Below are 25,339 nucleotides of genomic sequence, written 5' to 3'. Positions count from 1 at the left end.
GGAGCGAAACAAGGCAAGCAGAAGCTATGCCACAGGCTTAACATCATCCATGACGACGTTATCCATAGCAGCTCGATTGATCTGGTGAACGTAGATAGAAAGGCGGATGGCCGTGCGCGACTCCCCGTTAATGAGGATGTCGGAGAACACGGGCGCGCAGGAAATATCAAAACCGGTTGGAATCAAAAAACCGCGCGCGATAGCAACGGCCTTAATGGCCTGGTTGACGGCACCGGCGCCGACACACTGGATGTTGACGGGCACACCGTCCTTGACCATGCCGGCGATGGCGCCGGCAACGGACGCGGGCGATGATTTGCTTGATACCTTCAGGCAATCCATGAAGAAACTCCTGCATTTAAAAGTACGTTTTAACTGCAATAACTGTATCGTACCGAGTGGACTCGGTAAAGGCACTATTCCTCTTTGGCAAGATCAAAGGTCACGGTGATTCGATCACGCGAAACACGAATCTTTGGGTCGCCGCAAAGGTTGAGATAGTACCGAGCGGCAAGGTCATTAAAGTCGCGCTCCACAGCACGCGAAAACTGTGCCATGTCATCCTTGGCAATACGTAGCCCGCGACGATCCTTCGCGAGATCAACAGGAGCCGGCGCATGCGAGGACGAATCACGCTCGCGCAGCAGACGCGCGGTCACACCGCGAACGGGCTTAATCTGCCCTGCCAAAATGCGATGGGCCGTGCGCTCGGACATCTCAAGACCCAAACCCAAACAGATACGGATAAAGTCCTCGGCATCAGAAGCAAGGCCTAAACGATCGACAACCGGAAGCTCGCATTCATCATCGATGAACAGGAGACGCGACGTATCGAGCCGGCTAGATGCCTGAGCGTAGAGGGTCGCGGCAATCTCAGACGGAGAACCAAGATAGACATCGCAACCACGCAACTCCTCGAGCGCAAACTCACAAGCAGCGCGAATAATATTATGTGGACCGCGAGCGCAGACATAACGTCCGTCTTCATCCTTGACGGCCTGGGGCCAGCTGGACTGATCGGCACGCTCACTGAGGCGGTCGGCCGCGACGCTCACCTTAAAGGCTGAACCAAGATCGACACCGGACGTGACCACACGGGCCTCATCGGTGTTCTGCTTGATCGAAAACAATGCCATGCCACGACCGTGAACGCCCCAGCGGTCCATCTTCATGCTCTCGAGCTTGGAGGTAACGCGGGCATCGAAGATTCGCTCTTGCATATCCTGCGGAACGCCCGAACCGTTATCCAGAAAGACAAGCGTGCGGACGCCGTCTTCCTTGGTCGTGGCGAGATAGACCTTGTCGGCGCCGGCATCGCGAGCATTACGGAGCATTTCGATGACGATATCCTCGACATGCTGAATGTCGTGCTTTGCTTGGCGCCGCTCGGCCTCCGAAACGCGGAGGCGGACATACCCCTCGCCAAGGTTCTCCTCGACGCGAAGGTTGCCCTCCCCCGACATCGACGCGATAAATGAGATGAGCTCGTTCGCGTCGCTCATGTTATTTAGCGATATCGACAGCGCGGCTCTCGCGAATCACGACGACGCGCACCTGACCGGGATACTCCATCTCTTCCTCGATCTGATGGGCGATATCGTGAGCCAGAACCGTGGACTGGGCATCGGAAATCTTGTCCGGCTGGACCATGACGTGGACCTCGCGACCGGCCTGCATGGCATAGGTACGTTCGACGCCGTCATGGGAGTTGGCGATCTCCTCGAGCTTCTCAAGACGCTTGATGTAGTTCTCGGCAGACTCGCGACGGGCACCGGGGCGAGAGGCAGAGACAGCATCGGCGGCCTGTACCAGGACATCGAGCACCGTGTTGGGGTCGACATCGGCATGGTGAGCCTCGATAGCGTGGACGATAACGGGCTTCTCGCCATAACGGCGGGCCAGCTCGGCGCCGATGACGGCATGCGGGCCCTCGACGTCATGGTCGATTGCCTTGCCCAGGTCGTGCAGCAGGCCGGCGCGCTTGGCGGTCACAACGTCCAGGCCAAGCTCGGAAGCCATCACGCCGCACAGATCAGAGACCTCAAGGGAGTGCTGAAGCACGTTCTGACCAAACGAGGTACGGTAGCGCAGGGCACCAAGGGTCTTGACGATCTCGGGGTGCAGGTCGTGGATGCCGGTATCGAAGGCAGCCTGCTCGCCAGCCTCACGCACGCGCTGCTGGACCAGATCGGCAGCCTTGTGATACATCTCCTCGATGCGGGCGGGGTGAATGCGGCCGTCGGCGATGAGGTTCTCGAGGGCGACACGGGCGGTCTCACGACGGACCGGGTCGAAGCTCGAAAGAACGACGGTCTCGGGCGTGTCGTCGATCACGAGGTTGACGCCGGAAACCTGCTCGAAGGTCCGGATGTTGCGACCCTCGCGACCGATGATACGGCCCTTGAGGTCATCAGAGGGAATGTGCACGGAGGTAACGGTGACCTCGGCAGTGTGGTCGGCAGCGCAGCGCTGAATCGCCAGAGACAGAATCTCCTGGGCGGTCTTGTGGCACTCGGCGCGAACCTGCTGCTCGGACTCGCGAATGATCGTGGCGGCCTCGTGGGTGACCTCGCCGCGAACCTTATCGAGGAGCTCCTTGTGGGCGTCCTCGCGGGTAAGGTCGGCGATACGCTCAAGCTCGGAGGTCTGCTTTGCACAGAGCTCCTCGAGCTCACGGGAGCGCTTCTCGACCTGACCGGCCTGGCTGGACAGCTGATGCTCGCGCTTGTCGAGAGCGTCGTTGCGGCGATCGAGGGATTCCTCGCGCTGCATCACGCGGTTCTCGAGCGTACGAATCTCGTTCTTACGCTGCTTGTCCTCGGCCTCGGCGGCCTGCTTGTTCTTGATGATCTCCTCTTTAGCCTCGAGCAGAGCCTCTTTTTTGAGGGTCTCAGCCTGACGCTTAGCATCACCGATCAGGGACTCAGCCTGTGCATGTGCCGACTGAATCTTTTCGTCGGCCTCGTGAAGACTACCCTGCTTGGCGGTGCGCATGTAGGCAATGGCGGCGATGGCACCCAAAACGATGCCAACGAGCGCTGCGATGATAGGCATGCTCACTCCTTTTTATGGATTCGTTACACAACAAAGCGAACCGTCCTTACGAACGGCTCGCGACATTTGAGTAATATGGGCGCAGCTTATGCGGGTCGGATACAGATAAACATATAAACAAACTCATCACAGATGAGCACATATCACAAAACAAATGACAGTGTTTATCGTACGTTGAACCACAACAACTGTCAAATAAATGGCCCCAGCACGGCGGCTAAAACGCGGTGAACGGCAGGGCCACAAAACGCATACGCCTAAAGCGCATATTCCTCGCATTCGGCATCAAGACGTGCCTTAACGGCTTCGGCGGCGATGTGATACGAGAAGCCCTTGCCCATCAAAAACCGAACCAGTTTTTCGAATCCGCGCGTCTCTGGAACACGCCGCTTGGCGAGCAGGGCTGACGCACGCGCCAAATCGTCTTCGACGGCAAAATAATCCTCGGGATAACCGGGAATGTCGTCGAGCACGACATGACGGCGCTTGAGCTCGGTCTCGATTTTTCGCTGTCCCCAACCACGCCGCTTGCGTTCCTCGATAAAGTACGAGCAAAAGCGGTTCTCGTCTAAAAAGCGATACTCGGTGGCGCGCTCGACGGCGAAATCGATCGCGGGCTGGTGAAAGCCGTAGCGAGCCAGCTTGTCACGGACCTCACCCGTCGCATGGTCGCGGCGCGATAACATCTCGGTCACCATGGTAAGCGCACATTTACGCTCGATGAGCTGCACCGCATCACGAAAGTTATCCCAATCACAGGGAAGATCGGGGCGGTTTTTGACATACAGGCGCGCGACCCGCACGGGAATCCAAATGGACCGCTCAAAACCGCCCTCAAGTTCACAATCGATATGTGCACAAGGCTTTTTGGACGCATACCCGCTCGAGAACGAGGAGGCCGCCTTCTTATCGGGAAAGACGACCGCGGCCTCGGTCACCGTATACGACATGAACGTAACCGCTACTCGTCGTCATCATCGAGCATGGCTGACCCATCGATGGCGTAAAGCTCGTCAAACTCCTCAGGCGCAGGCTGATCGGTCAGCTCAACCTCGGACGGAGCATCGTCATCAAACTCAAGTCCGCAGGCAAGACGGACCTTATGCTCAATCTCGTCGGCGCAATCGGGGTGTTCGCGCAAGAACGCCTTGGCAGCCTCGCGACCGTTGCCGAGCTTGTCCTCGCCATAGGCAAACCAGGAGCCCATCTTCTTGCAGATGCCGCACTCGACAGCCATGTCCAGAATCGAGCCCTCCTTAGAGATGCCCGTACCGTACATGATGTCGAACTCAGCAGAACGGAACGGAGCTGCCACCTTGTTCTTAACGACCTTGGCGCGCACGCGGTTACCGATAACCTCGTCCTTAAGCTTAATGCTGTCGATGCGGCGAATGTCGATACGCACCGAAGAGAAGAACTTAAGGGCGCGGCCGCCCGTCGTGGTCTCGGGGTTGCCGAACATGACGCCGATCTTCTCACGCAGCTGGTTAATGAATATGCACGTCGTGTTGGACTTGGACAGCGAACCGGCGAGCTTGCGGAGCGCCTGGCTCATCAGGCGAGCTTGCAAGCCGACCGTGGTATCGCCGATCTCTCCCTCGATCTCGGCACGCGGGGTCAGCGCGGCGACGGAGTCGACGACGATGGCATCGATGGCGCCGGAACGCACGAGCATGTCAACAATTTCGAGCGCCTGCTCACCCGTATCAGGCTGGGAAATCAGTACCTCGTCGATATCCACGCCGATGCGCGCGGCATACGTGGGATCGAGCGCGTGCTCGGCATCGATAAATGCCACAACGCCACCCATTGCCTGGGCCTCGGCCAGGATCTCGAGCGAAAGCGTCGTCTTACCGGAGGACTCGGGACCGTAGATCTCGACGATTCGGCCGCGCGGCACACCGCCGATACCCAGAGCGGCATCGAGTGCCAGAGCGCCCGTGGGGATGGCCTCGACCTCGAGCTCGGGGCCACCGTCGCCGTACCTCATGATGGAACCCTGGCCGAATTTCTTCTCGATCTCGGCCTTGGTGGTGGCGATCATCTCATCGCGCTCTTTACCCGTCGTGCGAGCATGAACGGTACGTACGGGACCTGAATTCTTGGCCATGAAAAGCCCTCCTCTTAACAACCTGCATCGATAATAAACGAACGGCTGTTCGTGGTCAACCGTTCAGATAAATCATATGCAGCCGACCTTTCCAAAACCCAACCAAACGCCGACCAAACACTGACCAAAAACTTGACCGCAGGCGAACCAAGAAAATCATGACGAGAAAAAATACAACAACTACCTGCACAAAGATAAAATTCGTCAGGGGTCCCTATCTCCACAATTAAGGGGCCCGAAGGCCCCTTAAAACACGTCTATTCCATAGAGTTAAGCACAAGGGCAATGCGTCCCAATGCCTCCGCGACCGCATGGGCACGAACACACGAACGGTCGCCCTCATAGTGGCAGCGCACAGAGTCCACGACCGGCACTTCCCCATCAGCCGCGCGATACGCCCAGCCAATATAGAAAGTGCCAGCCGGATCGTCCTCAGTGCCGCCGCCGGGGCCGGCATAACCCGTTGCGCTCACTGCAATATCGCTCTGGTACAGCTCCAGCGAACGCGCCGCCATCTCGCGCGCGGTCTGATGCGACACCGCGGTATAGCGGTCGAGCGTCTCCTGATCAACACCCAAAACGCGATGCTTGATCTCATCGCAGTAGGTCACCGCACCGCCACGCAGCACCGCCGAGGCGCCCGGGATATCGGCAATCGTCGAGGCGATCATACCTGCTGTCAGCGACTCAGCCGTCGAAACCGTCACGCCCCGAGCGCTCGCGCGCTCGACAATATGACGCGCCAGCTCCTCGTTATGTGCGGAAATCTGCTCAAAAGAGTCCGTCATACCCACCAGAACCTAGACCGAAAAGACGATCTTGCGGCAGTTCCAGAAGTACTGGGCGCCCGAGATAACGGTCAGGACAACGGCAACGGCGTACAGGAAGCGCGACACCGAGTAGATGCCGAGCGTCAGCGCCAGCGGGCCAAGGTGCAAGCCGGCCATCGCAAAGACGCACAGGTAACCGCAGATGGAGACCATCGTGGTCGCCGTCTTGTACTTGCCAAGCTTATCGGCGGCAACGACCACGCCGGCGGCACTCGCAACCATGCGCAGGGCGCTTACCAACAGCTCGCGGAACAAGATGATGAACACGGACCAAACCGACACGGCGCCAAAGTCCAAGAACAGCAGCAAGGCCGAGAACACGAGTAGCTTGTCGGCGATGGGGTCCAAGAATTTACCGAAGTCGGTGATCTCGTTGCGCGAACGCGCCAGGTAGCCGTCAACCTTATCGGTGCACGACAGGATCACATACAGAATGAAGGCAGCGGCGGCGAGCGGGCCGTCGAAGGTGCTCCAATCCGTACCGGCAACGCTCGTGTGAGACAGTGCCGACACGATCATGAACACCGGGATAAAGACGATGCGAACGCACGTCACGATGTTGGCGGGCGTCCAGACACTCGTCAGTTCCTTATTGCTCTCGTTTGCCACGATGCTCTCCTACTCCACAACATGGCCGATAAGCTCATAGCAGAAGCTATCGGTAAACTCGACGGTCAGAATATCGCCCACGGACGCCTCGCTGGCGTCCAGATGCACCGCGCCATCGGAATCGGGCGCCTGGAACCAGGCATGTCCGATGAGCTCGGCACCATCCTCGTTCTCCTCGATACCGTCGACGATCACCTGGGCGCGCTCGCCCACATGTGCGGCAGTTGCAGCAAAACCGAGCGACTCGGCCAGGTCCATGGCCTCCTGGGCGCGCTCGAGCTTGACCTCTTCGTCGACCTGACCCTCCATCTTGGCGGCCAGGCTACCCTCCTCCTGCGAGTAGGCAAAGACGCTCGTGTAGTCAAAGCCGACGGTGTCCATAAAGTCGATAAGGTCGCGGAACTCATCGTCGGTCTCGGTCGGGAAGCCGACCATGGCCGTGGAACGAATCACGATGCCGGGGATGCGCTCACGCAGATCGCGGAACAGGTCCTCGAGCTCCTGGCGCGAACCGGAGCGACGCATGGCCTTAAGGATGCGTGCGTCGCAGTGCTGCACGGGGATATCGATATAGGGTAGCACCTCGGGGGTATCGCGAATCGTCTCGATAAGCTCGTCGGTCATGCCCTCGGGCTGCAGGTAGAGAACACGGACCCAGACGTTCTGCGGACGCACGGCCTCGGCTACGGCGCGCAGCAGCTGCGCCAGATTGCGCGGCGAGCCAACGGTGACGTCTTCGTCGGCAAAGTCGGTGCCCCAGATGCCCGTGTCCTGGCCGATCAGCACGATCTCGCGCACACCGCCGGCAACCAGGTCGCGTACCTCGGAGATAATGCTCTCGGCATTGCGCGAATGATAGCGACCGCGAATATAGGGGATCATGCAGAAGCTGCAGAAGCGGTTGCAGCCATCGGAAATCTTGACGTAAGCAACGGCGCCCTCGACAGTGCGCTTGACTTGCGGAATATAGGCAGCGATCTCACGCTCGACACCCAGCACGCCATCGATGACCGCCACGATGCCGTCCTCCTCGTCGGCCTTCACAAAGGCAGCGACCTCGGGCAGCTCGTCAGGCAGGTCGTCGCCATAGCGCGACGGCACACAGCCGCACATGACGATGGGACAAGAACGAACGCCGTCCTGAACCTCGTTGGCGAGCTCGAGCGTGGTCTCGATGCTCTCGGACGTTGCGGAGGCGAGGAACGAGCATGTATTGACGATGGCGATATCGGCATCCTGTGGGTCGAATGCCTCCTCGTAGCCCGCGGCGGTTAAAAGAGAACGCATGCGGTCGGTGTCAACCTCGTTCTTAGCGCACCCGAGGGTGATGTAGAGCACGGAGCCCAACGGTGTATCCATGTTGGAGAGCAGTCCTTTCGAATGATATTAGCGGTAGTTGGTGAACTGCAGCGGCTGGCCGTAGTCCTGGTCGCGCAGGAACTGGATCACGGTCTGCAACGCGTCCTTCGAAGCAGAGGAAACACGCAGCTTCTCGGCCTCGATGGTCACCTTGACCTTGAGCTTTTGGTCCTTGATGTCCTTATTGATCTTCTTGGCGGTCGCCTGGTCGATACCCTCGACGATATGGCCGAGCACGCGCACGGTGCCGCCCGATGCCGCCTGCGGAGCATCCCACGAGACGGCCTTGAGGTCGATGCCGCGCTTGATGAGCTTGGAGCTCAGGACATCGATGATCTGCTTGGAGACAAAGTCGGCCGGGGCGTTGATCGTAAAGAGTTTGTCGCCCTTCGAAAGCTCGATCGTGGCGCCGGAATCCTTCAGGTCATAGCGCTGGGAAATCTCGCGCGTTGTCTGCTGGAAGGCGTTGTCGAACTCTTGCATGTTGACCTCGGACACGACGTCGAAGCTGGAATCTTTAGCCATGATGTTTCCTTTCGCGTACGAGCGGCTTAGTAGCTATCGTACGAATAGTCGGTAGAATCGGTGGGCGTCTGGCCGTCAGTTGCGGTATCGTCGCCATCCGTGGACTGGGCATCGGTGCCGTCGGTGGTGTCGGTACCATCGGTGGTGTCGGCACCATCAGAACTTTCACCATTCTCGGAATCAGTCGTCTCCTTCTTGGGAACGGTGATCGTCACACGCGCTACGCCCGAGGTCTTGGTATCGTAACGGACCTTTTCGCCGTTCTTGGTAACGGTGACATCGGAAGGCTTGGACGTGGTGATCTCGATCGAGGACTCGGGCGTGTACTCCTGCTCAAAGGGGCCAGTCGCCTGGGCACCATAGACCGACTTACCGTCGACCTTGACCTCAATCCAGGCGGTCTTTCCCTTGGCAACGGAGACCTTGACCTTCGTTACCTCGTTCTCTTCCTTTTTAGCCGTCGTCTTGGTGGCATCCGAATCGGTCGACTCATCCGTCGCCTCATCGGTGTCTTCGTCCTCGTCGACCGTTTCGGTCTTCTTAGAAGACTTCTTGGTCGTCGTCTTGGTAGCAGTGGGCGTCTCGAGCGTGGTCTCGGGCGTCGAAGATGCGCAGCCGCGCAGAAGTACCACGATGAGCACGACCAGCAGCAACGCCACGGCACCGATACCGGCGTAGACGATACGCGGATCGAGCCCGTTGTTTTGAGGAGCATGGGAACCGCCGCGTCCACGACTGGAACTGCTGCGGCCGCCTCCCTGAGGCATACGACCACGATTGCTATCGGAACGGCCGCGATAGCCACCCTGGCCCTGAAGGCTGCGCTGACCCGAGCGGGGCGCAAGTTCACCGCGACCTTGATAGCCACGCTGGCCCGCACGCGGAGCCGAAGAGCGCTGGCCATACGGCTGTGGTTGAGAGCGAAGACGCGGCGTCACCTGCGTGGTGTCGGCGTCCGCATAGCCACCGCGAGAGCGTCCGGTGGAGATACCACGGTGACCGCGATCGGAATAGCCGCCGTCGCCGTAGCCGGCACGAGGGTCACGCGCCACGCCGCGGGCAGCGGGAAGTGCACGGTCCTCGGGCATCGGCGTACTGCGGAACCGGTCACGCTGTGAGCGAATCTCCTCGCCCGAACCCGTCTCGGTAATATAACCGGCCTGCTGAGGACGCTGTCCATAGCGGGTCGAACGACCGCCCTGAACCATCAGAAAGCGCCCGTTATCGACAGAGGAACGCGAATTGACGTAGCCGGCAGCGTCCTGGAAACGACCGCCCTGCTGCGACGTCTCGCGTTCGTATGCCATCAGGTCGTCAAAGTAGGCATTGACGACCTCACGCGGATTGAGGCCCAAAAAGCGAGCATAGCTCGAAATCATGCCCTGCGCATAGCCACGCGGCGGCATCGAAGCAAAATTACCGGTCTCGAAAAACTCGATGATCTGCGGCCTGATTTTGATGGTGTTGGCGACCTGCTGAATGGAAAGGCCCATTCGGCGACGCTGCTCGAGCAGCATGTCACCAAAGCGTGCAGCCATCAGAATCCTCCAAACTCACGATCTTCACGTGCCATCTCGGCGTCGACAGATTCCAGCGCGGCAAGCCCCTCCTCGTCCAACAGGACCTCGCGCGGCTTGGAACCGTCGGGCGGGCCGACGACACCCTTTTCTTCCAGCATGTCCATAATACGCCCGGCGCGCGCATAGCCAACCTTCAGACGACGTTGCAGGCCAGATGTGGAGCCCAGCTGCGATTCCACCACAATATGGGCGGCTTCCCAGATGAGCGGATCATCGTCTTGCGGCTCGGAGACTCCGGTGCGGACAATGCCGCCGCCACCAGCCATGGACATGGAAGCGGGCGCCACGGCGGACAGAATCTCCTCGTGGTAGTCGGGCTCGCTTTGCGACTTGACGAACTCGACAATCTCGTTGATTTCGTCGTCCGAGACAAAGCAGCCCTGGATACGGCGAGGCTTGCCCCAGTCGACCTTTGAGAACAGCATGTCGCCCAAACCGGTGAGCTTTTCGGCACCCATCTGGTCGATGATGACGCGCGAGTCAATGCCCGTGGCGACGTTAAAGGCGATGCGGTTGGTGATGTTGGCCTTGATAAGGCCCGTCACCACGTTGGAGCTGGGGCGCTGCGTGGCAACGATAAGGTGAATACCGGCGGCACGGCCCAGCTGTGCAATACGCATGATCGAGGCCTCGACATCCTTACCGGCGACCATCATCAGGTCAGAGAGCTCGTCAATGATGATGACCAGGTAAGGCATCTTTTGCGGAGGGTTGTCGTAATGCTCAAACTCGCCGGCGGCCTGCTTTTCGTTGTAGGTCGAGATCTTACGCACGTTGAGCCGCTCAAAGACCTTCAGGCGACGCTCCATCTCGGACACGGCCCATTGCAGAGCGCTCGCGGCCTGCTTGGGCTCGGTCACCACGGGCACATAGAGATGCGGCAGACCGTTATAGCCCGCAAGCTCGACGCGCTTGGGGTCGACCATGATCAGGCGAACGTCCTCGGGAAGGGCGCGCATGAGCAAGGTCGTGATGATGGAATTGATCATCACCGACTTACCAGAACCGGTCGTACCGGCGATAAGCAGGTGAGGCATCTTGGCGAGGTCGGCGACAACCGGCGTGCCCTCGGCGTCGCGGCCGATGGCGAGCTCGAGCGGACCGCCCTTCACATAGGGCAGCACGTCGCCCAGATTGACGTTCTGGCGCTTGCGGTTGGGAATCTCGATGCCCACAAGCGAGGTGCCGGGGATCGGGGCAAAGATACGTACCGACTGGGCAGCGAGCGAAAGCGCGATATCGTCCTCGAGGCTCGAAATCTTGCTCACGCGCTCGCCCTCGCCAGGTTGCAGCTTAAAGGTCGTCACCGTGGGGCCGGCGATCCAGCCGACCACGCGGGCACTGCGGCCAAACTCAAGCAAGGTGGATTGCAGTGACTCAGCGGTCTGCTCAAGCTCCTTGTCCGAAGACGCGGCGGAAGCCGACTGCGGGTTGGCATGCAGAATTTCGAGCGGCGGAAGCTTGAGGCCGTCCTCTTCTTCGCCCTCGTTATCTGCGGCGCCGTCATCCACTCCCCCATCACGAGCCGCAGCCGATTCGACAGCACTCGTGGCAGGCGCATCGGCAACCTTGGGATGCTTCAGGAAGTCGGGAATCTGAGGTGCGGCCGAGACGGGATTTACGGCAAACGGCGGCTCGGACTCGTCGATCTTATCGGAGTCGTCTTCCATCGAAAGCTGGCCGGTTACCTGGCCGCGCTTTGCATGGCGACGCGGCAGCAAAGTTGTCTTTGCGGTCTCAATCGGAGCCTCGTCGTCCTCGTCATCGCCCTCGGTGAGCTCAATCTCGCTATCGGACCAAGACGGGTCGGGCTCACTCGTATTGAGCTTAGGCGCAGCCTTGCCCTTCTTGGCATGGCGGCGCGGCAACAGCGTGGTCTTAGCGCGCTCGGCCTCCACGGCCTCGGACACATCGACAAACGGGTCATCGTCCTCGTCGTCATCGTCCAAAACCGGGTCCACATCGTTGCCCATGACCGTGGTCACGGCAGCATCGGAGCCCTTTTGACGAAGAATGCTCAGGTGCGGACGGGCAACGCCGGGCACCGACAGGGCTTCGTCGTCACCCCAAGGGCTGGCGTTGACATCGGCACGACGGCGTTCGGCAAAATCGGAAGCGCGATCGCGTGCGGAGCGCAAAACGCCACCCACCGAAAAACCGATAATGACCAAACCAACGACGACAAGCCCCAGCAGGACTACCATGGCGATAGGCTTACCCAGGGCATTCTGCAGCGCACTCGCAATAAACGCACCGATGTAGCCACCCGACACGGAAAGGTTCTGCGGCGTAAACATAAGGTCGCACGAATCGCTCGTGCCCGGCACCATCAGCGAAAGAATGGAGACGACGGCGATAAAGACCACGGCGCCGCCCGCAACAGAGCGCACGTTGAGCGGCGAGTCCTCACCCAAAAAGAGCGTGGCGGCAAACAGCAAGATGACGATCGGCAACACGTAGGCGCCCAGGCCAAAGCCCAGGTGATAGAACCCGGCAACAGCAGCCGTCACGGGCGCTGTTGCCGGTGAGATCACGGCAATGAAGGACGCGATCGCCAAAACGGCAATGACCACGCCGGCGATATCGCGGTTGGCCGAGGGCTCGACCAAGGGCTCAAAATCGTCGAAGTCTGCCTCGTGGCCCTTATTGGCACGCAGATGGGAACCGGCACCCTTAGCAGATGCCGGTTGGTTATTGGCCTTATTGCCTTTGGCGTTTTGTGCAGATCCGCGCGCCAAACTAAACCTCCATGACGACCGGGATGATCATCGGACGGGTGCGCGTACGGCTCCAGATAAAGTTAGAGAGCGAATCGCGCACGGCCTTGCGAATGGCATCGGAACCGCTGCTGGTAAAGCTAAACTTACCCTTCTCGATCGTCTTCATAATGGACGCGGAGGCATCCTCGGAGAACTGGTCGTCGATGGCAAACGAGACGCCGCGGCCCGAGAACTCGATGGCCTCGATCTTCTTGTGTTTGAGGGAGACGATGGCAACGGCCGTGACCATACCGTCGTTGGCGAGCTTCTGGCGATCGCGAAGGACGATGGGGTCGGTATCGCCGATACGCAGGCCGTCGACGTAGACGACACCGGACTCGACGGGCGTACCGAGCTTGACGATACCGCCGCGCATCTCGAGCGTGTCGCCGTTATCGAGGATAAAGATATGATCGTCCTTGATGCCCATCTTGCGGGCCAGCTGGGCATGGGCGCGCAGATGCACGGCCTCACCGTGAACCGGCATAAAGTACGTGGGCTTGGCCATGGCCATCAGGAGCTTGAGCTCCTCCTGGCTACCGTGACCCGAGACATGGACGAGAGCGCGGTTCTTATCCCACACGTCGCAGCCGAGCTTGGCCAGGCTGTTGACGACCTGCTGGACGGCCTTCTCGTTGCCAGGAACGGGAGTTGCCGAGAGGATAACGGTATCGCCCTCGTGGATGGAGAGCGTCTTGTGCTCGCCATTGGCCATGCGGGACAGGGCCGACAGTGGCTCGCCCTGCGAACCAGTGCACATGACGACGATCTTGTCGTCAGGAAGATTATCAATATCGAAGGCATCGATGATATCGGCATCATCGATATTGAGATAACCGAGCTCGCGCGCCACGCGGGTGTTCGTGAGCATGGAGCGACCGGTCACAACGACCTTACGGCCGCACTTGCGGGCGGCATCGCAGATCTGCTGCAAACGATGGATGTGGCTCGAGAACGATGCGACGAACACGCGACCCGGGGCGTTCTTGATGGCGTGCAGCAGGTTGGGACCAACCTCGGCCTCGGACTTGGTAAAGCCGGGAACCGTGGCATTGGTGGAGTCGGAAAGCAGCAGGTCGATGCCCTGCTTGGCAAAGCGGCTGATAGCGGCATAGTCGGGCGTGACGCCATCGATGGGCGTCTGGTCGAGCTTAAAGTCGCCGGTGTGCATAACGGTGCCTTGATTGGTGCGGATGAACACGCCCAGAGCGCCCGGGATGGAGTGCGTCATCGAGAAGAAGTCGAGCGAGATGCCGCCGAGGTTGACATGGCTGCCGCCCTTGACCTCGCGGAACTTAGGCGCGCGGATGCGGAACTCGGAGAGCTTGCCCTCGATAAAACCGAGCGTCAGCTTGCTCGAGAAGATGGGCACCTTGTTGTTGAGGTCCTGCAGCAGGTACGGAAGCGAACCGGTGTGGTCCTCGTGGCCGTGAGTGACGATGATACCGCGGAGCTTCTCCTCGTTCTCCAGAACATAGGTGTAGTCGGGAAGCACCAGGTCGATACCAGGCTGGGAGTCATCCGGGAACATAAGACCGGCGTCGACGAGCACCATGTCGTCGCCGCACTCGAAGACCGTCATGTTCTTGCCGATGCCGTCAAGACCGCCGAGCGGGATGATCTTCAAGGGAGATGATTTTTTAGCTGCCATAGGTTAGTGTGGTTTCCTTTCTTCGAAACGGGTCTGGAACAACCGACGGGGCGCTTCTGGCAAACCGACCGCCGGGAACGTACAAACATGCAACGCAGAGTCGATGCAATAACCACAGTATGATACCCATTTGCACAACAACAGACCACCCATGCATCAAAGCCCCATCTGAACCGGTCTATCCCGCCGGTCTGGTCTCAGCGGGCCCGGCACGGGCTAAGTTTCCTGCTCTACAGTCCTGCGCAAGACGGAAAGCACATTAAGTGCTTTCCTTTGCGTGCGGAACTCGCGATAAACTTAGCCCGTGCCGGGCCCGCTGAGACCAGACCTGCCAAAATAGGACAGCTTTATTTTGGTCGGTTTTATCTGGGGCAATGACGCGCATGCGATTGTCAAAAGATCTGAATTCAAATAACTGAATAGACTGTCTGACACAATCGCAACCCGCCCAAACCAGCCCTTTTGCTATTCCCGGCGGGGTCCGCGGGTAAAGTTTATCGCGAGTTCCGCACGAACAGGAGGCCACTTAATGTGGCCTCCGTCGTGAGCAGGACTGTAGAGCAGGAAACTTCATGTGCGGCCCTCCCGGGCGCAAACAAAAGGGCGACCCCTGTCCGGAGTCGCCCTTTTTGAGCTGCTTATGTGTTGCTGTTACTCGGCGTCGTGGTGACGGCGGGGCTTGCGGCCTCCGTTGTCGCCGGGACGGCGCGGACGGTCGCTGCGCTCAGAGCGCTCGCGACGCGGACGCTCACGGCGCTGGAAGTGCTCGCCGTCGCCCTCGGAGGAACCCTCGGCGCGAGCCGGGGCCTCGGGCTTGTCAAGACGATCGAGCGAGATCTTGCCACGATCGTCGACCTCGATGACGACGACCTTGACCTCGTCGCCCACGTTGAGGACGTCCTCGACCTTCTCCACGCGGCCCTTGGCGACGCGGGAGATGTGCAGCAGGCCGTCCTTACCGGGCAGCAGGTTGACGAAGGCGCCGAAGGGCTGGATGGAGACCACGCGACCGGTGTACTCCTCGCCCGGCTCGGGAACCTTGATGATGAGCTTGATACGCTCGACGGCCTGGTCGACGGACTCGCCGGTGCCGCCGACAAAGACGGTACCGTCCTCCTGGATGTCGACCGAGGCGCCGGTCTCGTCCTGGATACCGCGGATGACCTTACCGCCGGAACCGATGACGTCGCGGATCTTGTCGGTCGGAACCTGGATGGAAACGATGCGCGGAGCGGTGCTGCGCGTGGTGTGGCGCGGCTCGGGGATCACATCGAGCATCTTCTGCAGGATGAAGGCGCGACCCTCCTTGGCCTGCTGCAGGGCGCGGGCCAAGATGTCAAAGGTAAGGCCGGTGGCCTTGTTGTCCATCTGCAGAGCGGTAATGCCCTCGGTGGTGCCGGTGACCTTAAAGTCCATGTCGCCAAGGAAGTCCTCGAGACCCTGGATGTCGGACAGGACCACGGTCTTGCCCTCCTCCTGGATCAGGCCCATGGCGATACCGGAGACCGGGCGCTTAATGGGCACGCCGCCGTCCATAAGGGCGAGCGTGGAGCCGCAGGTCGAAGCCATCGAAGAGGAGCCGTTGGACTCCATGACCTCGGAGACGACGCGAATGGCGTAGGGGAACTCGTTCTCGTCGGGGAGCACCGGAAGCAAAGCGCGCTCGGCCAGGTTGCCGTGGCCGATCTCGCGGCGCTTGGGGCTGCCCATGCGGCCGGTCTCGCCGGTGCAGAACGGCGGGAAGTTGTAGTGGTGCATGTAGCGCTTGCCCTCGGTGGGCTCGATGGTATCCAGACGCTGGCCCTCGTTGAGCATACCGAGCGACAGGACGGAAAGCACCTGGGTCTGGCCACGCTGGAACAGACCGGAGCCGTGAACGAGCGGCAGGTAGTTATCCTTCACCATGATGGGGCGAATCTCATCGGCGGCACGGCCGTCGACGCGCTCGCCGGTCTCGACGACCATGGTACGCATAGCCTTCTTCTCAAGCTTCTTGAGCGCCACGGGAATCTCGCGCTCCCAAGCGGACTGCTCCTCCTCGGTGAACTCGGCACGGATGGACTCCTTCAGAGCCTCGACCTTGCCGATACGGGAGAGCTTGTCGGCGTCGCGAAGGGCGGCTGCCATCTCGTCGTAGTGGGCGAAGATGCGCTCCTGAACCTCCTCGACGGGCTGGTCGAGCGGGTACTCCTTCTTGACGATGGCGCCGTTGACCTGCTCCCACTCGGCGACAAACTCGTCCTGAGCCTGGCAGAAGGCAGCAAGGGCCTCCTGGCCAAACTTCATGGCGGCGAGCATGTCGTCCTCGGAGATCTCCTCGGCGCCGGCCTCGACCATCGAGATGAAGTCGGCGGAGCCACCCAGCTCCAGATCCAGATCGGAGTTCTCGCGCTCCTCATAGGTGGGGTTGACGATAAACTCGCCGGTCTCCACGTTACGGCCGATGCGCACGCAGGCAAGCGGGCCCTCAAAGGGCACGCCGCCGAGCGTCATGGCCAGGGAAGCACCCATGACGTTGATGACGTCAAAGGGGTTGACCTGGTCGGCGACGAGCGAGGTGGCGACGATGTGCACCTCGTTGCGGAAGCCGTCCGGGAAGCTCGGACGAATCGGGCGGTCGATCATACGGGCCGTGAGCGTGGCCTTCTCGCTGGGACGGCCCTCACGCTTGAGGTAGCCACCCGGGATGCGGCCGGCGGCGTACATCTTCTCGTTGAAGTCGACGGTCAGCGGGAAAAAGTCGTAGTTCTTACGCTCCTTGGAGACGACCACGGTGTCGAGCATCGTGGTGTCGCCCTGCTTGACCAGACAGGCGCCGGTGGCCTGCTTGGCAAGCTCGCCCGACTCAAAGGTGTAGGTCTTGCCGTACAGCTCAAAGGTCTTGGATACGAGTGTCATTGTTCTCCTTTACCCCACAGGCCCCTTGCCTGCGGGCTTCTCATGTGACGCGGGCCCCCTGCCCCCGCCACGCTTCAGAGCGTGATTGTTCACGCCCTTACACAAAAAGAGCGCCCCGCTACGCAGGACGCTCTTAGCATGTACAAATCCTACTGGATGTTGTCGCGGATGCCCAGAGCCTTGATGAGCTCACGATACTCGACGATGTTGTTCTTCTTGATGTAGGAGAGAAGACGACGACGACGGCCGACGAGCATGAGCAGGCCACGACGGGTGTGGAAGTCCTTCTGGTGGGACTTCATGTGCTCGGTCAGCTCCTTGATGCGCTCGGTCAGGATGGCGACCTGAACCTTGGGGTTGCCGGTGTCGACCGGGGTGTTACCGAACTGGGCAGTCAGCTCCGCCTTGCGCTCTTTGGAAACAGTCATTGTTTCACCTTTCGTTTTGCGTCGCCCACGGGCGACTCGATTCGCCTCGGACTGGGAAGCCGCCGGTGGAGCGAGCATCCAAGGTCGAGGTACCAACAGATCGGTATGTTACCACAAGCAGCCCGTGCCTGCGCATCATCACCGACCCAACATGAATTCCATCGCACGGAGACGTTGATCGGTGTGCGTCGCAGCCCACACGTGCGAAAGCCCCAGCAAAAAGGCAGCGGTATGGGGGTCGACCCTCTCGGCCATAAGCGCATCGAAGGTCATAGACATGAGGGCGCGCAGCCATGCGACCTCACCGGTCGACACCAGCTCGGCACCCGGAACGCTCGACGCGCACGACCCGCACATGAGACCGCCCGCCTGGGGCGAAAAATACGACAACATGGGGTCTCCGCACAGCACGCAGGCCGAAAAATCGGGTCGGTAGCCAACGTGGGACAGCAGCTTAAAGGCATATGCCGCCACAAGTAGATCCATATGCGCCGCGTCGAGCCCGCCGCCCACCAAGGCAAGCGCTCGCTGCGTGATGGCAAAGGTAAACGGGTCCTCGGCGTCCTCGAACGAGCACACGCGCGCCACCTCGGCAATCGCGCTTGCGGCGCAAGTCGTCTCGTAATCGGGCGCGGCGCCGAGCGGCGCCTCCATGAGCTCGGCCTGAGAAACCACGTCGAGCGACCGACCATGCGCGAGCAGCATATCGACGGTGCAGAACAGCTCGCAGCGCGCCGCCAAGCGCCCGCCGGGTTTGCGCGCGCCCTTTGCCACGGCACGAACCTGCCGACCCCGCTCGTCAAGCATCGTCAGAATCAGGTCGGTCTCTTTGAGCTTGGTCTTATCGAGGACGAGTACCTTTGTGCGATATGTCCGGGAGCCTGCCATGCGCGCCGCGTGTCCCTAATCCTCGGCGTTATAGCCAAAGCGGCGAATCTGGGCCTCGTCGTCACGCCAGCCAGCCTTGACCTTCACGTCCAGCTCCAAAAAGACCTGCGTGCCAAAGATGCGCTCAAGATCGCGACGGGCGTCGATACCGATATGCTTGATCATCTCGCCGCCCTTGCCGATGATGATGCCCTTTTGGCCCTCGCGCTCGACGTAAATGGTGGCGTGCACGCGCAGCACCTTCTTGGTCTGCTCAAGCGCATCGCAAATCACGCCCACGGAGTGCGGGATCTCATCACGGGTGCGGCGCAAGACCTTCTCACGCACAAACTCGGCAACGAGCGTCTCATCGGAAGCGTCGGTACCCATGTCCTCGGGGAACCAACGCGGACCCTCGGGCAAAAAGTGCGCAACGGTCTCGATGAAGGCATCGACGTTAAAGTTCTTGACCGACGACGTCACGATCTCGTCGTCATATTCCATAAGCTCATGGGCGGCCTTAAGCTGCTCCATGACCTGTGCGGGGTCGGCTTCATCGGCTTTGGTGAGCACCAGGACCTTCTTGGAACGGGCATTCTTGACACGCTCGGCAACCCAGGCGTCTCCCCTGCCGATCGGTTTGGTGGCATCAATCAAAAACGCGACAACATCGACATCGTTCAGCTCGAAAAGAGAGCTCTTGTTGAGCTCGGACCCCAGACCGTCCTTGGGCTTGTGAATACCCGGGGTATCGACAAAGACCAGCTGGTAGCCGGGACGATTGACGACGGCGCGCATGCGACGGCGAGTCGTCTGGGCTACCGGCGAGGTGATGGCGACCTTTTTGCCATAGCATGCATTGAGCAGCGTGGACTTGCCGGCGTTGGGGCGTCCGACCAGGGCCACAAAGCCGCTGCGGAAACCGGGCTCCACGTCGCCAAAGCCCGCGAGGCTGTCGCCCTCGTCGCACAGGGCGTCGAGCTCCTCATCGCTCATGCCCTCAAACGGGTCGAACTCCTCGGCCTCGTCAAACGAATCGGCACCTTCAGCCTCGTCCAGGGACTCGTCGTCCAAAATCTCATCGGTAGGCTGCATATTGTCGGACATGGGAATCCCTTTCTAAATAAAGCCGAGCGCGTGGGCAAATACCAGCACGCCCACAATCGCGGCGGTGATGGAAAGAACGTATACAGAGGCGGCGGCGATGTCCTTCGCACGCTTGGCCAGCGGATGGAGCTCCTGGGTCGCCAGATCGACAATGGCCTCCATAGCGGTGTTGCACAGCTCGCCGTGAATCACCAGGCCGCAGCAAATGATAATCGTTGCCCACTCGGCAATGTCGAGCCCCACAATGCAGCCGGCAATGACGGTGCAAACGCCCGCCACGAGCATGACCTTAATGTTGCGCTCGGTCTTGACGGCGGTAACGAAGCCCTCCATGGCGTAGGAGAACGACTTTAAGAAGGACGGATGGTCCTTGTTCGATCCGGGAATCATAAACGGCTCCTAGTCGTGGGCATGATTGGTGATGGGGCCGACGTGGACCAGTTTAGGATCCTCGCCGCGCTCGAGCGCCAGATCGCGCAGGATAGCGTCCTCGCGAGCCTCCATGACCTCAGCCTCGTCGTCCTCGATGTGGTCATAGCCCAGCAGGTGCAGCATTCCGTGTACGAGCATCAGACGGCACTCGTCAGCGGGGCTATTGCCAAAACCGGGGGCCTGACGGGCAATGACCTGCGGGGCCAAGATAATATCGCCGAGCTCGAGCGTCTCGTCGGCGGGAATATCCTCGTCAAAGGCCGAGTCGCATTCAAACGAGAGCACATCGGTGGTGCGGTCGATGCCACGCCACTCGTGGTTGAGCTCGTGCATCTCGTCCTCGTCGACATACGAAAGGGAAATCTCGACTTCACGTTCAACGCCCTCGGCGGCAAGCACAACCTCGCAGATGTGCTCCACTTCCTGCACGTCGAGCAGCGTATCGAGCTCGGCATCGTTGCTGATCAATACACTCAACGGGACTCCTTTCGGTCGCGCGAGCGCTGCTCACGCACGTCATCATAAGCATCGTATGCCTCGACGATACGACCCACCAGGGCATGGCGCACCACATCGGCGCGCTCCAGGTGTGCAAACGCCACATCGTCGACACGGCCCAAAATCTTCTCGACATCCGCCAAGCCACCACGACGACCCACCAGGTCGCGCTGGCTCAGGTCGCCGGTAACCACGAACTTGGAGTTGAAGCCAAGGCGTGTCAGGAACATCTTCATCTGCTCGGGCGTGGTATTTTGCGCCTCGTCGAGTACCACGAAGGCATCGCTCAGCGTACGACCGCGCATGTAGGCGAGCGGGGCGATCTCGATCACGCCGCGCTCCATAAGCTCATCGGAGCGCTCACGATCCATCATGTCAAAAAGGGCATCGTAGAGCGGGCGCATGTACGGATCGATCTTTTCCTCGAGGGTGCCGGGCAAAAAGCCCAGGTTCTCCCCCGCCTCGACAACCGGACGCGTCAAGATCAGACGGCCCACCTCGTGGCGCTTGAGCGCGGCAACGGCGAGAGCCATGGCCAGATAAGTCTTACCGGTACCGGCTGGACCCAGGCCAAACGTGATGGTATGCGAGCGGATGGCATCCACATAGCGCTTTTGCCCGAGCGTCTTGGGGCGAATGACGCGGCCGCGATACGAAAGCAACACGTCATCGCGAAGCGACGTAGCCTCGTGCTCACCGTCGCGCAAGACGGCCAGGCAGCGAGAGACATCGTCGGCAGACAGCGTGCGCCCGGCGGCCGCCTCGCGAAAAGCGTGTTCGAAAAAACGCGCCACGAGCTCGACCTCGTCCGGGTCACCGCTCACGGCGATACTATCGCCACGGGCGACCACGTGAGCGCGAACCAAACTCTCGAGCGCACGAAGGACGCCGTCGCCGGCGCCCAAAACGCGCGAGGGATCAATTCCCTCGGGAACGGTAAGTCTAATCTTCGAGGCTTCCATGGACCTCCCTGCGCGCATGGACCAAGCCGGAATCATCGACTCCGATGATAGCAACATCGAGCAGGCACGGGGCTGTAAGTCCACAGGTATCGTCAAGACGGGCATGATGGAACGAACCGAGCGTCAGGTTGTCACCATACTCGAGCACGGCACGCTCGACAGTGCCCACGCGACAACGAGCATCGGCAATAGCGAGCTCCTGCGCCGTGTCTCGCATACGACGGCTGCGCTCGGCCATAACCTCGGGCGGCACCTGGTCGGGCATGTCGGCAGCAAGGGTACCGGGACGCTTGCTGTAGCGGAACACGTGCATACGCGAGAAACCCACACGGCGGCACAGCGCCAGCGACTCCTCGAACTCCTCGTCCGTCTCACCAGGAAATCCGACGATGACATCGCACGAAAGAGACGCCTGGGGCAAGTTGGCGCGAATCATACGCACCGTGTCCTCAAAGGCCTCGGCACTATAGGGACGACCCATGCGATGCAGCGTCGCCGTACAGCCGGACTGCACGGGCAGGTGCAAAAACGGGGCAATACGCTGCGGATAGCGCGCCATAACCTTAAGCAGACGCTCAGAGATATCCATGGGCTCGACCGAGGAAATGCGCACATGCGCAATAGTCGTGCGCTCCATGATGGCCTCGAGCAGCTCATCGATTTCGACATGCTCGTCGGTCGCGCTCTTGCCATCGTAGGCACCCAGGTTCACACCGGTCAGCACCACCTCGGGCACGCCGGCCTCCTGGGCTTCACGCACCTGTTCGAGAACGGACTCGACGGGCACGGAACGCTCGGGGCCGCGGGCCTTCCACACAATGCAATAGGTGCAGCGATGGTTGCAGCCGTCCTGAATCTTCACGCCCAGCCGCGAACGACCGAGCGCATCGACCACGTCACCATCGCTGCAGGCGGGAACGCTATCGGACTCAACGCCCAGCACCTCGCAGACACGTTCGGCGACATTGATCTTAGACGGCTCGGCAATCACGCGATCCGAAAGCTCCAACAGCTCCTCGGGGTGCAAATTGACCACGCATCCGGTCACGACCACATAGGGCTCGTTTGGATGGGCCAGCGCATGACGGACGGCCTTACGGGTCTTGGCCTCGGCCTCGCCCGTAACGGCACAGGTGTTAATGACGATCAGATCGGCATCGTGGGGCTCCACCATAGCAAAGCCCAGGCGCATAAGATCGGCAGTGATACGGTCAGACTCAACCCGGTTGACACGGCAGCCGAGGTTGACGACGGAAATATGGGGTGCGAGCACGCGGGCTCCTTAATCGAGGATATCGTCGAGGGCACTCTTGATACGGTCGGTCACCGACTTCTTACCGGAAGCGACGTCATCGCCCATCTCATCGGCAAAAGCACGGAGCAGCTCGCGTTGCTTATTGGAAAGATTGGTGGGAACGACCACGCGCAGTTGCACGATCAGGCGGCCACGCGAACCGCCACCGCCAATGCGCGGCATTCCGTAATTATTGACGCTCACGGTGTCGCCGTACTGGGCACCGGCGGGAACCGTCACCTTAACGACCTCGTCGGGCATAATGCCCTCGACCTCGATCTCGCAGCCGAGCGCAGCCTGCGCAATCGAGATATCGCTCACCAGGTACAGGTCGTCACCGTTGCGCTTAAAGCGCTCATGGTCGGCGACGCGCACGTTGACAATCAAGTCGCCCGAAGGCTCGCCGCGAAGGCCGGCCTCGCCAAAGCCGCTCACACGCAGCTGGCGACCGGTAGAAACGCCGGCGGGAATATCGATGTCGATCTTTTCGTGCGAAGGCGTGCGGCCCTGACCGTCGCAGGTCTCACAGGGATGGTCGATGACCGTGCCCTCGCCATGGCAGTCGGGGCAAGGCGAGGAAGACTGAACCTGGCCCAGGAACGAACGCTGAACCGTCGTGACGTAGCCCGTACCGTGGCAGCGGCCGCACTGCTTTTCCTGTGCGCCCTCGGCCCTACCGGTGCCGTTGCAATCCTCGCAGGGGGCAAGGCGGTCATAGCTGATCGTCTTTTTGCAGCCGAGCGCCGCCTCCTCGAGCGTCACCGAAAGCGAGATGGCCATGTCACGTCCGCGACGACGCTCACGACGGCCGCGGGCGCCACCGCCGGCACCGCCGCCAAAAAACGACGAGAACAGGTCGTCCATGCCCATGCCACCAAAGATATCGTTGATGTCGACATAACCAGAGCCACCGGGGCCGTCCGCGGTGCCGTAACGGTCGTAGTTAGCACGCTTCTGCTCATCGGAAAGAACGGAATAGGCCTCGTTGAGTTCTTTGAACTTGGCCTCGGCCTCGGGATCGTCCGAAACATCCGGATGTACGGTACGGGCCTTCTTTAGAAACGCACGCTTAATCGTCCGCGCGTCGGCATCCCTGTCGACGCCAAGTACCTCGTAGTAATCCCTATTTTCCGACACGACCGAATCCTTCCGACTTTCATTATTGTCACAGTGCGTCCTATACCCAAGCTGGGCCGACCGCAAACAGAGGGTTTGATGTTATTGCATTTGGTACGGCGAAAGCATGGCCCGTTGCGAGCAGCTCGCGAACCAAACCGACACGAGCGCGAACATGAAGCCGTTGGCAAAACCGTTGGCAAACTGCATCGCGCCGCGCTTCCACCACAGCAGGCTGCGATGAAGCACACCGTCCGAAAGCACCATGAACAGGCCCATGGTAAAGGGGATAAAGCACATCACGGCAAAGGCCGAGAACACGCCCGAGATGGCCGAGAGTACCAAAAACGGCGCCACGATGCCCATCAGGTAAAAGCCAGTACGGGCCTTGCCTTCCAAGCGCTCGGCCTCAACATGGGCGCGGCCGACCAGGTCGCCGCCCGCGGCACCGTTAGTGCCAGCATGGCCCATGCCGCTAATGCGGACCTCGTCGCCATCGTGCGTGCCGGCAGGAAACTCAATCGTCTGCTCGGAGGTCACACGGGTTCGCCCGCTGCCGCCGCAATCGGGGCAGGGGTCGGCCACGACCTTACCGGAACCGCCGCACTCGGGACAGACCGACTGGAACGTGCCCGCACCAAACAGGAAGGACAGGTCGACGTCGATGTGGCCGCGGCCACCGCAGCTCGGGCAGGTATGTGCATGCTCGGACGAAACGGAGCCAGAGCCGCCGCAGTGACCACAGGTATTGAAGCGCGTGTAGCGAACGGTCTTGCGGGCACCGCCCTTGGCCTCCTTGGCGTCGAGCTTGATATCGACGACCGCGTTGGCGCCGTTCTCGGGATTGTAGGCAGCCTGGCCGCGACGCTGCTGGCCCCAGGCGCCACCAAAGGGAAAGCCGCCCTCAAAGGGATTGCCATAGCCCGTGCTGCCGGCGTAGCCGCCACCATAGGGCGAAGCCGTAGGAGCACCGGCAAAGGGATTGCCAGAACGCATGGCGTCGTAGCGCGCACGTTTTTGCTCATCCGAAAGCACGGCATAGGCCTCGGAAACCTCTTTAAACTTTTCCTCGGCATCCGGCTCTTTATTGACGTCCGGATGGAGCTTACGGGCCTTTTGCTGGAAGGCCTTTTGAATATCACGCGAGGTGGCGTCCTTGGAGACACCCAGAATCTCGTAGTAATCTTTTTCGTTCATCGTCGCCATGCGCGGCAACCTCCTGCTCACAGCAGCGTATATATTCCGGTAATTCTACCCGAG

22 protein-coding genes are annotated in these 25,339 nt (G+C 60.5%); all 22 read right to left on the bottom strand.

Annotation, left to right across the window (positions count from 1 at the left end; translation table 11 throughout):
- Positions 1-24: 24 nt before the first annotated feature.
- The 22 genes from ACEG18_RS01020 to ACEG18_RS00915 all read right to left on the bottom strand — a co-directional run bounded on the left by ACEG18_RS01020 (position 25) and on the right by ACEG18_RS00915 (position 25,285).
- Positions 25-342, bottom strand: coding sequence for a stage V sporulation protein S (locus ACEG18_RS01020; RefSeq protein WP_006235982.1), 318 nt, complete (start codon positions 340-342; stop codon positions 25-27).
- A gap of 74 nt (positions 343-416) precedes the next feature.
- Complete coding sequence (locus ACEG18_RS01015; protein WP_372540921.1) at positions 417-1,502, bottom strand: ATP-binding protein; 1,086 nt, start codon at positions 1,500-1,502, stop codon at positions 417-419.
- A gap of 1 nt (position 1,503) precedes the next feature.
- On the bottom strand, positions 1,504-3,054 hold the full coding sequence (rny, locus tag ACEG18_RS01010) for a ribonuclease Y (RefSeq protein ID WP_089573375.1): 1,551 nt from the start codon (positions 3,052-3,054) through the stop codon (positions 1,504-1,506).
- 257 nt (positions 3,055-3,311) lie between these two features.
- A complete protein-coding gene (locus tag ACEG18_RS01005) occupies positions 3,312-4,004 on the bottom strand; it encodes a regulatory protein RecX (protein ID WP_372540920.1) in 693 nt (230 codons plus the stop codon).
- Between the two features lie 11 nt (positions 4,005-4,015).
- Positions 4,016-5,164 carry a recombinase RecA gene (gene recA / locus ACEG18_RS01000; protein ID WP_022094695.1) on the bottom strand — a complete coding sequence of 383 codons (1,149 nt, stop codon included), beginning with the start codon at positions 5,162-5,164 and terminating at the stop codon, positions 4,016-4,018.
- Between the two features lie 257 nt (positions 5,165-5,421).
- Positions 5,422-5,952 (bottom strand): CinA family protein, encoded by a 531-nt coding sequence (locus ACEG18_RS00995; protein WP_117736850.1) that lies wholly within the window; start codon positions 5,950-5,952, stop codon positions 5,422-5,424.
- A gap of 12 nt (positions 5,953-5,964) precedes the next feature.
- Positions 5,965-6,513 carry a CDP-diacylglycerol--glycerol-3-phosphate 3-phosphatidyltransferase gene (pgsA, locus tag ACEG18_RS00990; RefSeq protein ID WP_229071689.1) on the bottom strand — a complete coding sequence of 183 codons (549 nt, stop codon included), beginning with the start codon at positions 6,511-6,513 and terminating at the stop codon, positions 5,965-5,967.
- Positions 6,514-6,612: 99 nt separating this feature from the next.
- Positions 6,613-7,962: a 30S ribosomal protein S12 methylthiotransferase RimO gene (gene rimO, locus ACEG18_RS00985; RefSeq protein WP_372540919.1), complete on the bottom strand. Its 1,350-nt coding sequence runs from the start codon at positions 7,960-7,962 to the stop codon at positions 6,613-6,615.
- 27 nt (positions 7,963-7,989) lie between these two features.
- Complete coding sequence (locus ACEG18_RS00980) at positions 7,990-8,487, bottom strand: YajQ family cyclic di-GMP-binding protein (protein WP_372540918.1); 498 nt, start codon at positions 8,485-8,487, stop codon at positions 7,990-7,992.
- Positions 8,488-8,513: 26 nt separating this feature from the next.
- Complete coding sequence (locus ACEG18_RS00975) at positions 8,514-10,025, bottom strand: RodZ domain-containing protein (RefSeq protein WP_372540917.1); 1,512 nt, start codon at positions 10,023-10,025, stop codon at positions 8,514-8,516.
- Positions 10,025-12,805, bottom strand: coding sequence for an FtsK/SpoIIIE family DNA translocase (locus tag ACEG18_RS00970; protein ID WP_372540916.1), 2,781 nt, complete (start codon positions 12,803-12,805; stop codon positions 10,025-10,027). Before ACEG18_RS00970 ends, ACEG18_RS00975 begins: the two co-directional genes overlap by 1 nt.
- 1 nt (position 12,806) lies before the next feature.
- On the bottom strand, positions 12,807-14,477 hold the full coding sequence (locus tag ACEG18_RS00965) for a ribonuclease J (protein WP_372540915.1): 1,671 nt from the start codon (positions 14,475-14,477) through the stop codon (positions 12,807-12,809).
- Positions 14,478-15,128: 651 nt separating this feature from the next.
- Entirely contained in the window at positions 15,129-17,375 is a 2,247-nt protein-coding gene (locus ACEG18_RS00960) for a polyribonucleotide nucleotidyltransferase (RefSeq protein ID WP_372540914.1), read from the bottom strand.
- A gap of 149 nt (positions 17,376-17,524) precedes the next feature.
- On the bottom strand, positions 17,525-17,803 hold the full coding sequence (gene rpsO, locus ACEG18_RS00955; RefSeq protein WP_372540913.1) for a 30S ribosomal protein S15: 279 nt from the start codon (positions 17,801-17,803) through the stop codon (positions 17,525-17,527).
- A 138-nt stretch (positions 17,804-17,941) separates the two neighbouring features.
- Positions 17,942-18,691, bottom strand: a complete 750-nt coding sequence (gene recO, locus ACEG18_RS00950) for a DNA repair protein RecO (RefSeq protein WP_372540912.1) — start codon at positions 18,689-18,691, stop codon at positions 17,942-17,944.
- A 15-nt stretch (positions 18,692-18,706) separates the two neighbouring features.
- Positions 18,707-19,777, bottom strand: a complete 1,071-nt coding sequence (gene era / locus ACEG18_RS00945; RefSeq protein ID WP_372540911.1) for a GTPase Era — start codon at positions 19,775-19,777, stop codon at positions 18,707-18,709.
- Positions 19,778-19,789: 12 nt separating this feature from the next.
- Entirely contained in the window at positions 19,790-20,167 is a 378-nt protein-coding gene (locus ACEG18_RS00940) for a diacylglycerol kinase family protein (protein WP_117639888.1), read from the bottom strand.
- Positions 20,168-20,176: 9 nt separating this feature from the next.
- Entirely contained in the window at positions 20,177-20,686 is a 510-nt protein-coding gene (gene ybeY, locus ACEG18_RS00935; RefSeq protein ID WP_372540910.1) for an rRNA maturation RNase YbeY, read from the bottom strand.
- Positions 20,683-21,669, bottom strand: a complete 987-nt coding sequence (locus ACEG18_RS00930) for a PhoH family protein (RefSeq protein WP_372540909.1) — start codon at positions 21,667-21,669, stop codon at positions 20,683-20,685. The genes ybeY and ACEG18_RS00930 overlap by 4 nt, the downstream gene beginning before the upstream one ends.
- A complete protein-coding gene (locus tag ACEG18_RS00925; RefSeq protein WP_372540908.1) occupies positions 21,650-22,942 on the bottom strand; it encodes a MiaB/RimO family radical SAM methylthiotransferase in 1,293 nt (430 codons plus the stop codon). The genes ACEG18_RS00930 and ACEG18_RS00925 overlap by 20 nt, the downstream gene beginning before the upstream one ends.
- Positions 22,943-22,951: 9 nt before the next feature.
- The gene (gene dnaJ / locus ACEG18_RS00920) at positions 22,952-24,100 is read right to left on the bottom strand and encodes a molecular chaperone DnaJ (RefSeq protein WP_372540907.1); all 1,149 of its coding nucleotides are present in this window, start codon (positions 24,098-24,100) and stop codon (positions 22,952-22,954) included.
- Between the two features lie 81 nt (positions 24,101-24,181).
- Entirely contained in the window at positions 24,182-25,285 is a 1,104-nt protein-coding gene (locus ACEG18_RS00915) for a DnaJ domain-containing protein (RefSeq protein WP_372540906.1), read from the bottom strand.
- Positions 25,286-25,339: the final 54 nt, after the last annotated feature.

Origin of the sequence: Collinsella aerofaciens, assembly GCF_041537385.1 — a bacterium.
Taxonomy (GTDB): domain Bacteria; phylum Actinomycetota; class Coriobacteriia; order Coriobacteriales; family Coriobacteriaceae; genus Collinsella; species Collinsella aerofaciens_BV.
The sequence above is the reverse complement of the archived record's forward strand: the minus strand, read 5'-3'. Positions and strand labels throughout refer to the sequence as shown.

What these genes read in the sequence shown, in the direction of transcription:
- ACEG18_RS01005 (WP_372540920.1), bottom strand. Translation starts at nt 4,004, where the DNA reads ATGTCGTATACGGTGACCGAGGCCGCGGTCGTCTTTCCCGATAAGAAG.
- ACEG18_RS01015 (WP_372540921.1), bottom strand. Translation starts at nt 1,502, where the DNA reads ATGAGCGACGCGAACGAGCTCATCTCATTTATCGCGTCGATGTCGGGG.
- rimO (WP_372540919.1), bottom strand. Translation starts at nt 7,962, where the DNA reads ATGGATACACCGTTGGGCTCCGTGCTCTACATCACCCTCGGGTGCGCT.
- ACEG18_RS00915 (WP_372540906.1), bottom strand. Translation starts at nt 25,285, where the DNA reads ATGGCGACGATGAACGAAAAAGATTACTACGAGATTCTGGGTGTCTCC.
- ACEG18_RS00940 (WP_117639888.1), bottom strand. Translation starts at nt 20,167, where the DNA reads ATGATTCCCGGATCGAACAAGGACCATCCGTCCTTCTTAAAGTCGTTC.
- recA (WP_022094695.1), bottom strand. Translation starts at nt 5,164, where the DNA reads ATGGCCAAGAATTCAGGTCCCGTACGTACCGTTCATGCTCGCACGACG.
- ACEG18_RS00930 (WP_372540909.1), bottom strand. Translation starts at nt 21,669, where the DNA reads ATGGAAGCCTCGAAGATTAGACTTACCGTTCCCGAGGGAATTGATCCC.
- ACEG18_RS00995 (WP_117736850.1), bottom strand. Translation starts at nt 5,952, where the DNA reads ATGACGGACTCTTTTGAGCAGATTTCCGCACATAACGAGGAGCTGGCG.
- ACEG18_RS00965 (WP_372540915.1), bottom strand. Translation starts at nt 14,477, where the DNA reads ATGGCAGCTAAAAAATCATCTCCCTTGAAGATCATCCCGCTCGGCGGT.
- ACEG18_RS01020 (WP_006235982.1), bottom strand. Translation starts at nt 342, where the DNA reads ATGGATTGCCTGAAGGTATCAAGCAAATCATCGCCCGCGTCCGTTGCC.
- ACEG18_RS00980 (WP_372540918.1), bottom strand. Translation starts at nt 8,487, where the DNA reads ATGGCTAAAGATTCCAGCTTCGACGTCGTGTCCGAGGTCAACATGCAA.
- ACEG18_RS00960 (WP_372540914.1), bottom strand. Translation starts at nt 17,375, where the DNA reads ATGACACTCGTATCCAAGACCTTTGAGCTGTACGGCAAGACCTACACC.
- recO (WP_372540912.1), bottom strand. Translation starts at nt 18,691, where the DNA reads ATGGCAGGCTCCCGGACATATCGCACAAAGGTACTCGTCCTCGATAAG.
- ACEG18_RS00975 (WP_372540917.1), bottom strand. Translation starts at nt 10,025, where the DNA reads ATGGCTGCACGCTTTGGTGACATGCTGCTCGAGCAGCGTCGCCGAATG.
- pgsA (WP_229071689.1), bottom strand. Translation starts at nt 6,513, where the DNA reads ATGATCGTGTCGGCACTGTCTCACACGAGCGTTGCCGGTACGGATTGG.
- rpsO (WP_372540913.1), bottom strand. Translation starts at nt 17,803, where the DNA reads ATGACTGTTTCCAAAGAGCGCAAGGCGGAGCTGACTGCCCAGTTCGGT.
- era (WP_372540911.1), bottom strand. Translation starts at nt 19,777, where the DNA reads ATGTCCGACAATATGCAGCCTACCGATGAGATTTTGGACGACGAGTCC.
- rny (WP_089573375.1), bottom strand. Translation starts at nt 3,054, where the DNA reads ATGCCTATCATCGCAGCGCTCGTTGGCATCGTTTTGGGTGCCATCGCC.